The organism is Bradyrhizobium sp. P5_C11_2 (assembly GCF_054049755.1).
In genome coordinates, this window is the sequence record NZ_JBFULT010000094.1 from 1 (window position 1) to 16,618 (window position 16,618).

Annotated in this window: 13 protein-coding genes; 5 read left to right on the forward strand and 8 right to left on the reverse strand. The window is 65.2% G+C overall.

What is annotated here, in order from left to right:
- The 3 genes from ACXJL8_RS12290 to ACXJL8_RS12300 all read right to left on the reverse strand — a co-directional run.
- Positions 1–467, reverse strand: a 467-nt coding sequence (locus tag ACXJL8_RS12290) for a hypothetical protein (protein WP_456685044.1), incomplete at its 3' end; no start/stop codon positions are given.
- On the reverse strand, positions 460–1,131 hold the full coding sequence (locus tag ACXJL8_RS12295) for a hypothetical protein (protein ID WP_456621328.1): 672 nt from the start codon (positions 1,129–1,131) through the stop codon (positions 460–462). The genes ACXJL8_RS12295 and ACXJL8_RS12290, both read right to left, overlap by 8 nt.
- The gene (locus ACXJL8_RS12300; RefSeq protein WP_456621327.1) at positions 1,128–1,898 is read right to left on the reverse strand and encodes a MotA/TolQ/ExbB proton channel family protein; all 771 of its coding nucleotides are present in this window, start codon (positions 1,896–1,898) and stop codon (positions 1,128–1,130) included. Before ACXJL8_RS12300 ends, ACXJL8_RS12295 begins: the two co-directional genes overlap by 4 nt.
- Before the next feature lie 184 nt (positions 1,899–2,082).
- Here ACXJL8_RS12300 and ACXJL8_RS12305 point away from each other — a divergent pair, with 184 nt between their 5' ends.
- Both ACXJL8_RS12305 and ACXJL8_RS12310 read left to right on the forward strand, forming a co-directional pair.
- Positions 2,083–3,453, forward strand: a complete 1,371-nt coding sequence (locus ACXJL8_RS12305; protein ID WP_456621326.1) for a sensor histidine kinase — start codon at positions 2,083–2,085, stop codon at positions 3,451–3,453.
- 7 nt (positions 3,454–3,460) lie between these two features.
- On the forward strand, positions 3,461–4,114 hold the full coding sequence (locus tag ACXJL8_RS12310; RefSeq protein ID WP_456621325.1) for a response regulator: 654 nt from the start codon (positions 3,461–3,463) through the stop codon (positions 4,112–4,114).
- Positions 4,115–4,536: 422 nt separating this feature from the next.
- On the opposite strand, the gene ACXJL8_RS12315 is transcribed toward ACXJL8_RS12310, so the two are convergent.
- The gene (locus ACXJL8_RS12315; protein ID WP_456621323.1) at positions 4,537–5,124 is read right to left on the reverse strand and encodes a TetR family transcriptional regulator; all 588 of its coding nucleotides are present in this window, start codon (positions 5,122–5,124) and stop codon (positions 4,537–4,539) included.
- Between the two features lie 592 nt (positions 5,125–5,716).
- Between ACXJL8_RS12315 and purB the strand changes: the two genes are divergently transcribed.
- Both purB and ACXJL8_RS12325 read left to right on the forward strand, forming a co-directional pair.
- Complete coding sequence (gene purB / locus ACXJL8_RS12320) at positions 5,717–7,024, forward strand: adenylosuccinate lyase (protein ID WP_456685045.1); 1,308 nt, start codon at positions 5,717–5,719, stop codon at positions 7,022–7,024.
- Positions 7,025–7,152: 128 nt separating this feature from the next.
- Positions 7,153–8,322, forward strand: a complete 1,170-nt coding sequence (locus ACXJL8_RS12325; protein ID WP_456621321.1) for a M20 aminoacylase family protein — start codon at positions 7,153–7,155, stop codon at positions 8,320–8,322.
- Between the two features lie 220 nt (positions 8,323–8,542).
- On the opposite strand, the gene ACXJL8_RS12330 is transcribed toward ACXJL8_RS12325, so the two are convergent.
- The 3 genes from ACXJL8_RS12330 to ACXJL8_RS12340 all read right to left on the reverse strand — a co-directional run bounded on the left by ACXJL8_RS12330 (position 8,543) and on the right by ACXJL8_RS12340 (position 14,339).
- A complete protein-coding gene (locus tag ACXJL8_RS12330) occupies positions 8,543–10,417 on the reverse strand; it encodes a caspase family protein (protein WP_456685046.1) in 1,875 nt (624 codons plus the stop codon).
- Complete coding sequence (locus ACXJL8_RS12335) at positions 10,417–12,234, reverse strand: caspase family protein (protein WP_456685047.1); 1,818 nt, start codon at positions 12,232–12,234, stop codon at positions 10,417–10,419. The genes ACXJL8_RS12330 and ACXJL8_RS12335 overlap by 1 nt, the downstream gene beginning before the upstream one ends.
- A gap of 254 nt (positions 12,235–12,488) precedes the next feature.
- Positions 12,489–14,339, reverse strand: a complete 1,851-nt coding sequence (locus ACXJL8_RS12340; RefSeq protein WP_456685048.1) for an ATP-binding protein — start codon at positions 14,337–14,339, stop codon at positions 12,489–12,491.
- Between the two features lie 202 nt (positions 14,340–14,541).
- On the opposite strand from ACXJL8_RS12340, the gene ACXJL8_RS12345 reads away from it, so the two are divergent.
- Complete coding sequence (locus ACXJL8_RS12345) at positions 14,542–15,903, forward strand: ABC transporter substrate-binding protein (RefSeq protein ID WP_456621317.1); 1,362 nt, start codon at positions 14,542–14,544, stop codon at positions 15,901–15,903.
- A 68-nt stretch (positions 15,904–15,971) separates the two neighbouring features.
- Here the strand turns inward: ACXJL8_RS12345 and ACXJL8_RS12350 are convergent.
- A partial coding sequence (locus tag ACXJL8_RS12350; RefSeq protein ID WP_456685049.1) for an AMP-binding enzyme occupies positions 15,972–16,618 on the reverse strand: 647 nt, incomplete at its 5' end.

The following is a 16,618-nucleotide window of genomic DNA, read 5'->3' on the forward strand; positions in this document are numbered from 1 at the left end:
TATTCCCGGACCATGTCGATCAGGCTGCCGTCGCCACCGCCGAAATCGGCGGCGCGGCCGCCTTGCAGATGCCCGGCCGCGATCTCGTTCTGCGCCGCGTGGGTCTTGTCGGCCAGCCGGTCGTCGTAGGGCACGCGAAAGGCCCGGGGGATGCCGCTTGGGCGATTGTCCTCGTCGAGCTGCTCGACCCAGAGATAGATCGAGCCGGGATCGCCCTCCAGCGAATGCGGCTCGACGATACGGGCCTGGAGCAGCTTGAAGGAGGTCGGCAGCCGGTCGGCGCTGGCCCAGCCCAGCAGCCCGCGCATTTCCGTGAAGCTGACCACATAGAAGGCGCTGGTCACGACCACCGCGATCGCCTTCAACGACCAGTGCAGGCGTGCATAGACCAGCACGACCAGCAACAGCGCGCCGATGACGGCGTAGGCGATCGACAGCGTCAGGATGACCGTCTGCAGATTACTCACGGCGCACCCTCACCCGAGTCCTCGGGTCGATGTCGGCGCCGTTGCGCCAGCTGTTGCGGAACGTCTCCAGCAGCGATTTCGGCCGCTGGTCCACGTTGACGACCTTTCCTTCGCCATCGAGCCGGAACCGCACCGCGGTCTTCTCGTCGCCGGTGTGGTCGAGCGTGAACTTGTTGTCGAAGACCACCTGCGCGGTCGGATTGAGCTTCTGTACCTTCACATTGGCCGTGACAGGCTCGCCGGTCGTCGCCACGAAATGCGAGACGTTGACGGTGTATTCGCCGGCGACGATGCCGCGTACGGTGACGATCTCCTCGCGGATCGGCGAGGCGATCTTCTTGCCGTTGACAATGATGAAGTCGTTGGCCCCGCCCCGGTCGTCGCGGTCGAGCGTGAGGAAGCCGGCTTCGCGGTGGCGGTACCAGGCGATGTTGCCGGCGGGGTCCTGCACGAACAGGTCGAGATCGTCGGGGTGATTATCCGGCCAGTCCAGCGTGATCATGAACTCCGCCTTGGAGTCGATCTTGCCGTCCTTGGCATCCGGGGAGACGGCAAGCAGCGCGAGGAAGAACAGGAAGGCGATCACCTGGAGCGCCTTGAACAGCATCACGCCGAGCGGATCGAACGGCTCCTCGCGCGGATAGAGACCGAAATCATCCATCATGACGGGATTCCGGCGCCCTTGCGCTCCAGCACCGGCGTCACATAGGTCTCGGTCAGCACCACCGCATCCGAGAACACGCGCTGGGTTGCGGCATCCAGCATGTAGTATTGAATGCGGACCAGGATCGAGCCGACGAGGCCCGCAAGCGTGGTGTACATCGCGACCGCCATGCCGTCGCTCATCAGCCCCATCGACGACCGCATCGCGACCTTGTCGGCGGCATCGAGCCCCGCGATCGGCGCCAGCATGATGATGAAGCCGACGATGGTGCCGAGCAGTCCGAGCTTCATCAGCGTGTCCGAGACGAAGGCACCGAAGCCGTTGGACCCGCGCAGCCGGTCGGCGAGCGTCCGCAGCAGGAGCGTCTGGTCGACCGGCCGGTAATCCTGCGCCGTGGCCTTGGTCACCAGGCTCTCGATGTGATCGCGCACCAGCCCGCGCGGCAATGCCGTCGCGCTCGCATCGAGCGCCTTGCTGCCGTCGGCCGCCGAAAGCACCGCACGGCAGCGCCGCGCCGCGGCGCCTTCACGAGCGATCGCCCGCGTCCGCAGGAAGCAATGACCGCAGGTGACGACATAGAGCACCGCGATCACGCTGGAAATGTAGGTCCGGTCCGAGGTCAGCATCAGGTGGATCAGGCCGAAGCGCCACAGCAGGACGAGGGCAAAGACCGAAAGCCCGGTGAAGATCATCCAGAACAGCAGCGCGCTGCGCTCGGACGGGTCGGCAGCAGTGCCCGCGATCGGCCCAATCGTGATCGAACTCATGCTGCGCTGCTCCCGGCCTGTGACGATTCCCCGCAGATTAGATCAAAGCCGCCGTGCCCGGTCCAAAGAGCCATGCCCAATCCGGCATGGGAAATTTGCCCGAGCCGCGATCCGGCCATTCCCCGCAATTGGCAAGGCGCGGCGGCGTTGTTAGTCTGACCTTACCAAACTTTGGGGTGATCGCATGCGCCTTGTGCTTCAGCTTATCGCCCGCTTGCTTCTCATCGTCGCGCTCTGCCTTGGAGCCGCCACGGTGTGGGCCACGTTCGACGCCTATCGCAGCGTCGATCGGGCGACTGCGGCCTCCGCGCAGCGGGTCGCGCAGGCGCTTCAGGCGCTGTATTGGCGCGAGCTCTTGTTGCGCAGCAGCAGAACGCGCGAGCATCTCCTGCCGGTGCCGGACTGGCGTACGCTGGAGACGATGAAGCTGATCTCGCCCGGCGTCTGCGTCGAGTTCCAGCCCGCGGCGGTTTTCGAAAAGCCGCTCTGCGGCCAGAGCGAGGGGCTAGGCAAAGCGCCGCCGCGCTGGTTTGCCGCCATCGTGCCGACCTTCCTCGGCAGCCACGCCGAGGTCGTTAGGCCGGTCAGCCCGCGCGCCGCCGCCGCCGGCACGGTGGTTGCGACACCCGATGCCGCGGCGGCCATCTCGCTCGCCTGGGAATACATCCTCAACGTGATCGACGTTGCCCTTTTGATGGCCGCGGCAATCGCGCTGCTCGCCTCGCTGGCGATCGCGCACACGCTGGCGCCGGCGCGCGCGATCGTCACCGCCTTGCAGCGCATGGCGCGCGGCCAGTATCGGACCCCGCTGCCGCGCTTCCGCTCGATGGAACTTGCGATGATCGGCAACGCCGTCGACGCGCTCGGCGGCCGGCTGGAAGAAGCCACGGAACAGCGCGCGGCGCTGACGCGGCGCCTGCTCGAGATACGCGACGACGAGCGGCGCGCGCTCGCCCGCGAGCTGCACGACGAGTTCGGGCAGAATCTGTCGGCCATCCTCGCCTTCGCCAACACGATCGAGATGGTGGGCGCGAAGGAAAACAGCGGCGACGGCATCACGCAGGACGCGCGCATGATCTCGCAGGCCACGCATCAGCTGATGGCGTCGCTGCGCGACGCGCTGAAACGCCTGCGCAATCCCCTGCCCGAGGAGCTCGGGTTGGAGGCGAGCCTCGTCAATCTCGTCGACAGCTGGCGCTCGCAGAGCACCACGCAGCCGACGATCCAGCTCGACCTCAGGGGCGACCTCACCGACATCAGCGGCGCCGCCGCCACCACCGCCTATCGCGTCGCGCAGGAATGCCTGACCAATGCGCTGCGCCACGGCGCGGCGCGCGAGATCTCGTTGCGCGTCGAGCGGAACCCGGGCGAGGACGATGCGCTTCTGATCCGCGTCGAGGACGATGGCGGCGGCGATGCGGCACGCGTCGCGCAGTCGGCCGGCTTCGGTCTGACCGGCATCCGCGAGCGCCTGGCCGCGGCCGGCGGGTCGCTGTCGATCCAGCCCGCCAATCGCGGGCTGAGCGTCGCCGCCATGATCCCGCTCGCCGCGTGAGGCCGCGATGAGCGAGGCTGCGGTGAAGGGAATTTCAGTGCTGCTGGTCGACGACCACCCGATCGTCCGCCAAGGCTATCGTCGCGTGCTGGAGAGCCAGGGCGATCTGCATGTCGTGGCGGAAGCCGACAACGCCGCGGACGCCTACAGCGCCTTCAAGGCGCATGATCCCGACGTCATCGTGATGGACATCTCGATGCCCGGCGCGAGCGGGCTGGAGGCGATCCGCAACATTCGCGCGCGCAGTCCGCGGGCACGCATTCTCGTCTTCACCATGCACAACGAGGCCGTGCTGGTGAAAGCCGCCTTCAATGCCGGTGCCAGCGGCTTCGTCACCAAGAGCAGCGAGCCCTCCGCCGTCGTCAACGCGATCCGTGCCGTCGCGCGCGGCGAACGCGCCATGAGCGACGACATCGCGCATATCCTGGCCGAGGAAAGCCTGTCGCCGGCCGGCTCGGCGCTGGATCAGCTGGGCGAACGCGAGATCGAGATTTTGCGGCAATTCGCCAGCGGCGCCACGACCGAGCGGATCGCCGCGCAGCTCAATCTCAGTGTGAAGACGGTGCAGAACTATCACTATCTGATCAAGACCAAGACCGGCGCGCGCACGGACGCGCAGCTCGTGCGGCTGGCGGCGGCTTGCGGGCTGACGAAGATCTAGCAGCAGGGCTGCCGGATTCCTCAAGCGACGTGTTGCTCTTGAATCTGCCGAGCGGGATGGAACGGAGGCCATCCAGCTCCGGTTAGTAGTAGATTGGAGGAATCGCAATGAGTAAGGCTCATCACAAGGCAGTCGACCATCCCCCGATCATCACCGTAGGCGAGCTCATCGACGAACTTTGCCGCTTGCCCGATACGGCCGTCGTCCACTTCCGCTGCCCCATGCTCGACCAGGAGCTGACATTCTACCGCCTTCGGAAGCGGTCAAAGGATGTCGTCGAAATCGCGGTCAATGCATATCCGGAGAGCCCGCCGGTCGTTCCATCAGCCAACGGCGCGCTTCACCCGCGCAGGCACACAACTGCCGCGCCCTCCGAGGACGCGCTTCTTCACAAGGCAAGAGGGTAAGTTAGGCGTCGCGGTCTACCCTGCCTTCAACCCGCGCAGCAGCAGCGCAAGCGTCGCATCGACGCGCGCCGGCAGATCGGCATCCTTCCACTCGTCGGCATGGGCCGGATGGTGGAAGCGCACCGTCGCATCGAAGATGGCGCGCGCGGTGACCTTCGCGTCGCTCACCTCGAACACGCCCTGCTTCACGCCGTCGGTCAGGATCGACGCGATCTGGTCGATCATGGTGTCCTTGTGGCACTTGACGGCAGCGCAAGCCTCCCGCGCCAGCGTCAGATAGGTCTCGAACATCTCGGGGTCGTCGAGCACGCGCGAACGCTTGGCGGCGAACAGCGTGCGCAGCCAGCGGTCGAGCCGCGCCGGCGCCGGCCCCTGCTCCCCGGCGATCGCCAGCAACGGCGCGTCGATGCGATCCAGCCAGCGTTTGGCGACGGCCTCGCGCAGCGAGGCCTTGCTCGGGAAATGGCGATAGACGCTGCCGTGGCTCACATCGAGCGCACGGGCGACGTCGACCACGGTGGCCTTGGCAAGCCCGTAGCGCCGCAGCACGTCCTCGGTGACTTCGAGGATCCGCTCCGGCGTCAAGATCACGGCTTCATTCATGCCAGCACCATGTTCCCGTTGAGGGCTCAGTTACCCGGCGATGGAGCTGCTTCCGAAGCGCCCGTGCCGGTCGTTTCGGAAAGCTCTCGCCTTAATGAGGCAGTTTTGCAGCCTGCGCCGCGATCTGGCGCGCCACCAGTAAATTGAGCCAATGCCCAATCGTCCCGGTCAAGTTGATGATTTCGGTCGTCATAGTCGTAAGTCTCCATTCGTCCACGGTCCCCTCTCTCAATTTCGTCCGTCGATCCGCATTTGTTTCGGACGTCGGGACTTCCGGGGGTAGCCGTGGGACGCCCAATCGGAGCGTGCGAGAACGGATATACACGTCACGCTGACAGATTTCAATATCTGTCAGTCAATGATCCGTGATTGACAATTAATTTCTGTAGGCGCCCCTCCACCCCCAGGGGCGGCCAGCCCGTCGGCCGCCGTGTCCCGGGGTCCGATAATTTCCGGCCAGCCCGCTCAATCCCCCACTACCTTGCCCCCGACGTTTGTTTCGCCCTCCCCGCTCTGCTAAATCACGGCGTAAAAAGCAATTTGGCCGGCGCCGCCCCCTTGGGCCGCCCGCCCACCTTCCTGGAGCCGTCGCATGATCCCCCGCTATACCCGCCCGGAAATGGCCTCGATCTGGGAGCCGCAGACCCGGTTCAAGATCTGGTTCGAGATCGAGGCGCATGCGGCGGACGCGCTGGCCGAGCTTGGGACGATCCCGAAACAGGCCGCCAAGACGGTCTGGGACAAGGCCCGGAACGCCACCTTCGACGTCGCCCGCATCGACGAGATCGAGCGCGAGACCAAGCACGACGTCATCGCGTTCCTGACCCACCTCGCCGAGATCGTCGGCCCCGAAGCGCGCTTCGTGCACCAGGGCATGACCTCCTCCGACGTGCTCGACACCTGCCTCAACGTCCAGCTCACCCGCGCCGCCGAYCTGCTGCTCGCCGACCTCGACAAGGTGCTGGCGGCGCTGAAGAAGCGCGCGTTCGAGCACAAGATGACGCCGACCATCGGCCGCAGCCATGGCATCCATGCCGAGCCGGTCACCTTCGGCCTCAAGCTCGCCTATGCCTACGCCGAATTCTCGCGCGCCAAGGAGCGCCTGATCGCGGCGCGGAAGGAAGTCGCGACCTGCGCCATCTCCGGCGCGGTCGGCACCTTCGCGCAGATCGATCCGCGCGTCGAAGAGCATGTCGCGAAGGCCATGGGCCTCGTGCCCGAGCCGATCTCGACCCAGGTGATCCCGCGTGACCGCCACGCGATGTATTTCTCGACCCTCGGCGTGATCGCCTCCTCGGTCGAGCGGATCGCGGTCGAGATCCGCCACATGCAGCGCACCGAGGTGCTGGAGGCCGAAGAGTTCTTCTCGGAAGGCCAGAAGGGCTCGTCCGCGATGCCGCACAAGCGCAACCCGGTGCTGTCGGAAAACCTCACCGGCCTCTCCCGCATGGTCCGCGCCTATGTGACGCCGGCGCTGGAAAACGTCGTGCTCTGGCACGAGCGCGACATCTCGCACTCCTCCGCCGAGCGCATGATGGGCCCCGATGCGACCGTGACGCTCGACTTCGYGCTGGTGCGCCTGGCCGGCCTGATCGACAAGCTCCTGGTGTACCCAGCCAACATGCAGAAGAATCTCGACCGCCTCGGCGGCCTCGTCCACTCCCAGCGCGTGCTGCTTGCGCTGACCCAGAAGGGCGCGAGCCGCGAGGACGCCTACAAGCTGGTGCAGCGCAACGCCATGCCGGTCTGGCGCGGCGAAGGCGACTTCCTTCAGCTCCTGAAGCAGGACGCCGAGGTGAAGAAATATCTCAGCGACGCCGAGATCGAGGAGCAGTTCGACCTCGGCTATCACCTCAAGCACGTCGACACGATCTTCAAGCGCGTGTTCGGGGAAAGCTGATTTTTGTCGTCATTCCGGGGCACGCGAAGCGTGAACCCGGAATCTCGCACGACGATCTCCAGATTCCGGGTTCGATGCTACGCATCGCCCCGGAATGACAAGAAAACCAAAGAAGAACGGATCCCCTCATGCCCATCGTCAACCGCATCGCCGCCCTGTCCGACGAAATGGCCGCCTGGCGCCATGACTTCCACGAGAACCCGGAGCTGCTCTACGAGGTCCACCGCACCGCCGGCATCGTCGCCGACAAATTGCGCGAGTTCGGCTGCGACGAGGTGGTGACGGGCATCGGCCGCACCGGCGTGGTCGGCGTGATCCGCGGCCGCAAGTCGGCCTCGGGCAAGACCATCGGCCTGCGTGCCGACATGGACGCACTGCCGATCATGGAAACTTCCGGCGTGCCTTATGCGTCAAAGGTCCCCGGCAAGATGCACGCCTGCGGCCATGACGGCCACACTGCGATGCTCTTGGGCGCGGCAAAATATCTCGCCGAGACGCGCAATTTCGACGGCACCGCCGTGATGATCTTCCAGCCGGCCGAAGAAGGCGGCGGTGGCGGCAAGGCGATGGTCGAGGACGGCCTGATGACGCGCTGGAACATCCAGGAGGTCTACGGCATGCACAACATGCCGGGCCTGCCGGAGGGCCATTTCGCAACGACGCCGGGCGCGATGCTCGCCTCCTCCGACAACATCCAGATCACCGTTCACGGCAAGGGCGGCCATGCCGGCGCCGGCCCGCACAAGGCGATCGACAGCGTGCTGATCGGCTCGCAGATCGTGGGCGCGCTGCAATCGATCGTCGCCCGCAACGTCGATCCGCTCAAATCCGCCGTCATCTCGATCACGCAATTCCACGCCGGCACGGCCTTCAACATCATCCCGGAGGTGGCCGAGCTCGCCGGCACCGTGCGCACGCTCGACCCCGAGGTGCGCGATCTGGTCGAGCGCCGCATCGGCGAAGTCGCCGACAGCGTCGCGCGCGCCTATGGCGGCTCGGCCGAGACCAAGTATACGCGCATGTATCCGGTGACAATGAACCACGCGCGCGAAGCCGGCGTTGCCGCCGGGGTCGCCCGCGACATCGTCGGCGCCGAGCGCGTCAACGAGAAGTTCATTCCGATGATGGGCGCCGAGGATTTTTCCTTCATGCTGGAAGCGCGCCCCGGCGCGATGATCCTGGTCGGCATGGGCGACGGCAACGAGTGCCATCACCCGTCCTATATCTTCAACGACAACATCCTCGGCCACGGCGCGTCATATTGGGTGCGCCTGATCGAGACGACGATGCCGGCGTAGGAGGTCTGTAGGGTGGATTAGCCGAAGGCGTAATCCACCTCTTTAATTTCTGCGGAGACAAACAGTGGTGGGTTACGCCTTCGGCTAACCCACCCTGCGATACTGCACGCATCCGCTGAGCTAACCCGTCTACGCGCTGTCGAACGCACAGGAGAGCCGAACGACATTCGAGCAACCCGTGAGAGTTCGACACGTTGCACAGAGCGCTAGCGATGCATGGCTAATTGCAGACTTCCGCTTGCGACATCCCGGAGCTACCCGGCCTTGGAYCTCGCACAATCCGACACCCCTTGGCGACCGGCCTACATCCGGCACTCGTGCAGATTATCTGTCCTGAGGCTTGCGACTTTGGGGCAGCAGATTCCGCGTCCTTCCGGCCTTGGTCGCGCTTCTTCGAATCCTCGCGCGTCGCGACCGGCTTCTTTTCCTGAATCTTCTCGCACTCGTTGTCGTCGCCGACGCGATAGCCGGCGCGGCAGGTGATCTTCACGCATTGATCGCCGTCTGCCTTGAAGCCGAAATTGCACACCAGCGGGCAGACCCGTCCCGGCTTTGCCTTCAGTGCATCGAGCGCGTCGACGCTGGCGAGCTTCACGTCGAACTGGGTGCCGGCATATTTGTTGAAGAGTGTCAGCGAGCGCTGCGATGCGGCGTTCCAGTCGCCGTCAGCGGCGGCGGACAGGCAGCCGAGGCGGCGCAGTTCGCTCTGCACGGATTTCGCCAGATCGGCCGCCGGTGGCGCAGGAGCCGGCGCAGGCGACAGAGCCGCCACTTTCTGGTTCTCCACCTCAGGCATCTGTCGATCGGCGGCCGGCTTTGCGGCCGGCTCGGCCGCCGCCTTCTCCGCGGCCTGCTTGGCGGCGAGCTCGGCCCTGGCCCTCTCCGCCGCCTGCTTCTCGGCCAGCGCTTTCGCCGCTGCCGCCTCGGCCACCTTGCGCTGCTGCTCGGCCGCCTCGGCTCGCGCCTGCTCGATCTGCTTTTGCCTCTCCGCCGCGATCCGCGCCTCTTCGGCGGCCTTCGCCGCCGCGGCCGCCTTGTCCTGCTCGGCCTTCTGGGCGCGCTCGGCGATGAGCCTCGCCTTTTCCTGCTCGGCTGCCTTGGCTTTTTGTTCAGCCGACGCGCGCGTCTCTTCGGCGCCGATCTTGTTCAGCTGGCCCTTGGCCAGGTTCGCATAGAAACCTTCGGGATATTGCGCCAGGAACGCTTCCCAGCCGTCCCGCGTGCCGAGTTGGAGCGCAAGCTCATAGTCTCGCCTGAGCTCAGACTGCGGATTTGCCTGCGGACCGGTTGCGGCCGGCTTGGCAGGAACCAGCGGCACGTCATCGCCGCCCAGCGAGCCGTATACGAAGGGTTCCTGCTTGTTCGCGGTGCTCCTCAGCACGTCGTCACGCACGAAGCCGAACGCCTTGCGCAGGTCGAGTCCGGGCTTCGGGAGATGCTCGGTCAACGCTATCGCAAACGGGCTGTTGCGGGCATCGCCATCCGATGCCGTCGAGCCTGCCTTGGCCGCAAACGCGATCATCGTGTTCGGGCTGGTCGGCTCGACCTTGGCAAGACCGCGCCCGATCGCGCGCGAGGCCACCGTGCGCTTCATCGTCTTCGAGAAAGGGTTGTCGCGACACGCATCGAGGATGACGAGCCGAAGCTGTTTGGCGGGCTCGATGCTCACCAGCACGCGGTCGATCGGCAGCGCCTCGTCGTAGACGTCGGTGTCGGTCTCGAGCGCGGCATCGATCGGGATCAGGTAGTTGGTGCCGTCCACCTCGATGCCGTGGCCGGCATAGTAGACGATCGCAACATCGGCATCTCGGGTTCGCGCGCCGAACTCGCGCAACGCCTTGCGCATTTCGGGCGCGTTCAGGTCCTGCTTGACGTCGACCGCGTCAAAGCCGGCCTTCTTGAACATGCTGCCCATCAGGATCGCATCGTTCACGGGATTGCCGAGCTTCGGCGCGCTCTTATAGGCCGAATTGCCGATGACGAGCGCAACGCGCTTGTCGGCGAGAGCCGGGCTGCAGCCGAGGCAGCCCGCAACAACAAGAAAAACCAGAGCCCTAAGCCCGATGGCGCGATTTCGGAGGGCATGCCTGGCCATCAGTTGCAGACCTCACCGGTGATCTTGGCGCTGCCGTTTGCATTCGGGACCGGCCCGAGGTGACAACCCTTTCCGACTGGCCGGCAACCGGCGTTGTTGCAGATCATCTGTCCGGAGGCCTGTGACTTCGGCGCAGCAGATTCCGCTTCTTTCCGGCCTTGGTCGCGCTTCCGCGATTCCTCACGCGAGGCGACCGGCTTCTTCTCCTGGATCTTCTCGCACTCGTTGTCGTCACCGACGCGATAACCGGCGCGGCAGGTGATCTTGACGCATTGATCACCGTCGGCCTTGAAACCGAAATTGCAGACGAGCGGGCAGACCCGCCCCGGCCTTGCCTTCAGTGCATCGAGGGCGTCGACGCTCGCAAGCTTCGCGTCGAACTGGGTGCCGGCGTATTTGTTGAACAGTGCCAGCGAGCGCTGCGAGGCGGCGCTCCAGTCGCCGTCGGAAGTGGCGGACAGGCAGCCGACGCGGCGCAATTCGCTCTGCACGGATTTGGCCAGATCAGCTGCCGACAAATTGGATTCCGGCGGAGGCGAGAGGGCAGCCACTTTCTGGCTTCCGGCCTCGGGCATCTGCCGATCCGCTGTCGGCTTTGCAGCCGGCTCGGTCGCCGCCTTTTCCGCGGCCTGCCTCGCGGCGAGCTCGGCTTTGGCCTTCTCCGCCGCCTGCTTCTCGGCCAGCGCTTTCGCCGCGGCGGCTTCGGCCACCTTGCGCTGCTGCTCGGCCGCGTCCGCCCTCGCCTGTTCGATCTGCTTCTGCTTCTCGGCCGCGATGCGTGCCTCTTCGGCGGCCTTGGCGGCGGCTGCCGCCTTGTCCTGCTCGGCCTTCTGGGCGCGTTCGGCAATGAGCCTCGCCTTTTCCTGCTCGGCTGCCTTGGCCTTTTGTTCAGCCGACGCGCGCGTCTCTTCGGCTCCGATCTTGTTCAACTGGCCCTTGGCCAGATTGGCGTAGAAGCCGTCCGGATATGCCGCCAGGAAGGCTTCCCAACCGTCCCGCGTCGCGAGCTGGAGCGCGAGTTCATAATCCCTGCGAATGGCATCCTGTGGGTTGGCCTGCGGCCCGGTCGCGGCCGGCTTGACCGCAACCAGGGGCACGTCATCGCCGCCGAGCGAGCCGTAGACATAGGGCTCCTGCTTGTAGGCCGTGCTCTTGAGCAYGTCGTCGCGCACGAAGCCGAAGGCCTTGCGCAAATCAAGTCCGGGCTTCGGCAGGTGCTCGACCAGCGCGATGGCGAACGGGCTGTTGCGGGAATCGCCGTCGGAGGCCGTCGAACCCGCCTTTGCCGCGAAGGCAATCATGGTGTTGGGGCTGGTCGGCTCGACCTTGGCCAAGCCGCGACCGACCGCGCGCGAAGCCAGTGTGCGTTTCATCGTCTTCGAAAACGGATTGTCGCGGCAGGCGTCCAGGATGATCAGGCGCAGCTGCTTGGCCGGCTCCACCGCGAACAGCGCGCGCTCGACCGGAATGGTCTCATCGAGAACGTCGCCGTCCGTCTCCAGCGTCGCGTCGGTCGGAATGAGATAGTTGGTTCCGTCGAGCTCGATGCCGTGGCCGGCGTAATAGATCACCGCCATCTCCGCATCGCGGGTCCTGCCGGCAAACTCGCGCAACATGCGCCGCATCTCGCTGGCACTGAGATCCAGCCTGACGTCGACGGAATCGAAGCCGGCCTTCTTGAACATGCCGCCGACCAGGGTGGCATCGTTCACGGGATTGCCGAGCTTCGGCGCGCTCTTGTAGGCGGAATTGCCGATGACGAGCGCGACCCGCCGGTCGGCATGTGCCGATCCGCAGCCAAGGCCAATGGCAAACATCAACAAAGCAAAAAGCCGAAACGGAATCACTTGCGTCCCCCCGGATGCAATTCCCTGAGACTATTCGGAGCATCACCGAATTGAAATACCCCTCTGTGATACGCCTCACACAAAGTCGCCAAAGCGGACACATGGCTAATGCGGCCAAGCGCCGCTCTCGATGAGACCGTGGGCTAAGCTGATCGGCTCGAGCCTACCTACGCGTGCACCGCCTCGTGCGCATCGCGAACGGCGCGAGTAGCTTGTGCACGTCATCATCGGGCCGCAGAGCGCAGACTCGCTGGCTCCGCGCTCAGCAGGCGAGACGCGGTCTCGTCCGGCGCGAGAGGCAGGGTGAACTGAAAGACGGCGCCCCGAGGTTCGTTTGCGCCGGCCCACATCCGTCCGCCATGCGCCTCGATGATCGAGCGGCAGATGGCGAGCCCCATACCCATGCCGGTGGGCTTGGTGGTGTAGAAGGCTTCGAACAGGCGCTCCACGTTCTTCGAGTCCAGGCCCGGACCGGAATCCCGCAAGGTGACGTGCACGCCGTTCGATGCGTCCCTGCCGGTGCTGATCAGCAACTCGCGTCCCCCCTCGCTGACCGCGCCCATCGCCTCGACCGCGTTGACGATCAGGTTGAGCATCACTTGCTGAAGCTGGACCCGATCTGCCTGAACCGGCGGCAAGCCCTCGGCAAATTGCGTTCGCACCGACACGCCGTTCTTGAACGCTTCGCTACGGGTCAGAGCGATGACGTCAAGCACCGCCTGGTTGATCTCCAGATTCTCCTTTTGCGGGGGCGCGTTCCTGATAAGCGCCCGGATCCGACTGATGATATCGCCGGCTCGCATGCCGTCATTGGTGATYCAGTCGAGCGTCTGTCGAACCCGCTCCAGATTTGGCGGTTGAGCCTCCAGCCAATTCACCCCGGCCTCGGCGTTCGCCACGATCGCGGCGACCGGCTGGTTGACTTCATGGGCAATCGAAGCGGTCAGTTGCCCCATCGTGGTGACGCGATTTGCGTGCGCGAGTTCCATCAGCGCTTCACGGTAGCGCCGCTCGTGTTCGCGGCCTTCGGCTTCCGCCCGCTTGAGAGCCGTCAGATCAAGGACAAAGCCGACGCCTCTATCGGTACCTTCTCCAAACATGGTCCCGCCGATCAGCACGGGCACACGGCTTCCATCCTTCCGCACATACTCCTTCTCGAATGGTTGGGCGGTCCCGACCCGCTTCAATTCCGCCACGGTATGCAAATCGCGGTCGCGCCATTCCGGCGGCGTGAGGTCGGTCCGATGCAGGCGCCCTGAGGTGAGATCTTCCCGGTCGTATCCCACGATGCGCAGGAATGCATCGTTGGCCTCGAGAATGCGCCCCTCGACTTCCCAGATGATGATGCCGATGATGTTGGCGTCGAACAGGCGCCTGATCTTGATATCCCGTGCGGCGAGATCACTCTGGAGCTGGATGTTCTCCTCGGTCGCCTTTCTCCGCCGTTTCGCTTCGAGCCGCGCGAGCGCCAGCGCCGCTCCGGCCAGCGCGACCACGAGGACAACGGCGCCGGCGATCAGCCAGGTCCAGCGTCGCTCGAATGCTTCGGCGCGCGCCTCCCGGCCGGCGAGCCGAAAGCGCTCGTGATCCACCATCTGGTCGATTTGCGAGCGGATCTCGTCCATGCTGCGGATCATTGCCAGCGCGGCCAGCCCGGACGTGCCGGCCGACTTCAGCAGCTCGTCGATCTCGCGCAGCGTCGCTGCAACGGTCAGTGCCAGATGTCCGGCCCGAAGGCCCTGCAACGGATCGTCCGCGACCAGCGTCTGCAGCGCCTGAGCCTCCCGTCGTACACTTTCGTCAGAGACGCCGTAGGCCTTGAGATAGGCGGGGTCGAGGGTCATCAGATACCCGCGCCTTTCGGTCTCCAGTTCCGCGACGATCGCCCGCAGCCGGTCGAGCGTTTCGAGTACCTGGCGGCTATGCTCGGTGAAGCGATGAGCTGCTTGCCGCTCTTGCCAATATTGCAGGCCGAGGAAGCCGGTCGCGGCAAACAGGGTCATAAGCACTGCGACCGCAAGGATCAGCGGACGAGCAAACCATCGCAGAGGCAGGGCCCGAACAGGAACGGACATTGGCCGTGGGTCTTCGATGCTCGTGTGACCGCGCGTGTTCTGGTGCCGACGCCAGAGCATGATAGGACAATAGCACGGATAGGGAGGTCGGGAACCCGACATTCATCGGATACGCCAGGCGTAAGGGCCGTGATGTCGCAGGGCCGCGGCCCCGTGCGTGTGCTATGGATGAATGCCCTTGGTTGCTTCAAGGAGCATCATCATGGCACAGGGTGAAAACTCATTGAGCCATCCGGCGAGCCGGCGCAGTTTCATCAAGGGACTGGGGGCGGCTGGCGCGAGCCTTACCGCGCTGCCGCGCTGGAGCTTTGCCGAGGATACCGCTGCGGCTTACGCCAACGCCGCGATCGACTGGAAGCAATTTGCGGGACAGACGCTCGCACTTTCGGGCGCGATCCATCCGTGGTCGAATGCGATCACGCCGCTGTTGCCGGAATTCACCATACTCACCGGCATCAACGTCACCATCGACTTCCAACTGGAAACCACCTATCTCGGCGCGCTGCCGGTCAGGCTCGCTCGCGGCAGTAGCACGCCCGACGTCTTCATGTTCACGACCTATGGCCAAGGCATCTCGAACGGATGGGTTGAGCCACTGAACGGCTATTATTCCCAGAGGTCGCTGACCGACCCCGGCTGGTATGACGAGAGCGACCTGCTCAAGACGGCCCGAGCCTTCCCGCTGTGGTCGGACGGCGAACGGTACGCCGTCCCGATTACCTCGGAGGCAATGACCCTGTTCATCAACAGCGATGCGTTGGCAGCCAAGGACCTGCCGATTCCCCAGACTTTCGAGGAGCTGCTTGTCACCGCCAAGGCGGTCAAGACCAACGGGATGTCGGGGATCGCGATGCGGGCCCAGGCCAGCGGCAATTCCTCCCCACCGGCCATGGGCTTCCTGTTCTCCTACGGTGGGGCCATGATCGAGCACAACAGGGTTGCTTTCGCGAGCCCGGAGGGGATCGCGGCCGTCGAGATGTACGGACAGCTGCTCGGTCAGGCCGGGCCTGCCGGCGTCGGCAGCTACGAATGGTACCACGTGCTGGACGACTTCCTGCAGGGGCGGACGGCCATGGCGATCGACAGCAGCAACTTCGCGACCGACATCTCCAATCCCGCGAAGAGCCGTGTCGCCAGGCAGGCCGGGTTTGCAACCTTTCCGCATCTTGCCGGTCGCGGACCCGTCCCCTTCATGTCGCACTGGCAGGCGTGCATCAATTCCAGATCTCGAAACAAGCGGGCGGCTTTCCTGTTCCTGCTGTGGGCGACGAGCAAGGCGACCTCGCTGCGGACCGCTGCAGCGGGGCTGGCGACGACACGCGTGTCGGCCTGGTCGAGCGAGGGCTTCAAGACGGCGTTCGGCCCGCAAGCCGCCGAGGCGGCGCTGACCAATCTGCAGAATGCCGACGTCGACCGCGCCAAGGCGATCCTTTTCCATCCGCAATCGCGATTGATCCTCGACGCCTTCATGATCGGCGTCAATGAAGTGGTCAACGGTGCGAAATCGGCGAAGGATGCGATGACAGGCGCAGCCGAAAGGGCCAATGCGGCGATCCGCGGGTAGCGGCAACGCGTTGTCCAATCGGAAGAGTTGGGGCCGCGCCGTGCGCGACCCCATTGGGCTTGCTCCAGTTAGCCGAAGACCACCTCATGCCGCATCACGAACGGGGCGAGCAGCTTGTGCACCTCGCCGGCAACCGCCCCCCGCTCGACTTCCGGCGTGCCCACAACCGTCACCGTTGCGATCGAGCCGTGGCTGCCATGGGCGCCGACCTTGACCTTGCAATCGATGCCGCGCTCGGCGAGCGGCGCGAGCACCTTGGTGAAGACGCGCTGCGCCGCGTCCCAGCGCAGCTGCGGCTTGAACACTTTTCCGACGCCGGTGACCGGCATCGGGTCGATCGGGATGATCTGCACGGGATTGGCGGCGCGTTCCGGCGTGCGTTCGCGCACCCACGCCTCCAGTTCGCCCGGCTCAACCGTCGCGCCCGGCTTGAGCTGCACGTAACCCACGGGGAGCTCGCCGGCATAGGCGTCGGGCTGGCCGACCACGGCGGCGAAGCCGACGGCCGGGTGCTGGAACATGATCTCCTCGATCGGCGCCGGATCGATGTTGTGGCCGCCGCGGATCACAAGGTCCTTGGCGCGGCCGGTGATCCAGAGATAACCGTCGGCATCGAGCCGACCGAGATCGCCGGAATTGACCCAGACCTCGTCGACGAAGGCACCATTGTTGTGGGTGTCGTTGAGATAGCCGCCGAACACGCCGGGACCCGCCA

Bases quoted from the DNA above. Each gene is read 5' to 3' on its own strand.
- ACXJL8_RS12295 (WP_456621328.1), bottom strand. From the start codon at position 1,131: ATGATGGATGATTTCGGTCTCTATCCGCGCGAGGAGCCGTTCGATCCG.
- ACXJL8_RS12300 (WP_456621327.1), bottom strand. From the start codon at position 1,898: ATGAGTTCGATCACGATTGGGCCGATCGCGGGCACTGCTGCCGACCCG.
- ACXJL8_RS12305 (WP_456621326.1), top strand. From the start codon at position 2,083: ATGCGCCTTGTGCTTCAGCTTATCGCCCGCTTGCTTCTCATCGTCGCG.
- ACXJL8_RS12310 (WP_456621325.1), top strand. From the start codon at position 3,461: ATGAGCGAGGCTGCGGTGAAGGGAATTTCAGTGCTGCTGGTCGACGAC.
- ACXJL8_RS12315 (WP_456621323.1), bottom strand. From the start codon at position 5,124: ATGAATGAAGCCGTGATCTTGACGCCGGAGCGGATCCTCGAAGTCACC.
- ACXJL8_RS12325 (WP_456621321.1), top strand. From the start codon at position 7,153: ATGCCCATCGTCAACCGCATCGCCGCCCTGTCCGACGAAATGGCCGCC.
- ACXJL8_RS12345 (WP_456621317.1), top strand. From the start codon at position 14,542: ATGGCACAGGGTGAAAACTCATTGAGCCATCCGGCGAGCCGGCGCAGT.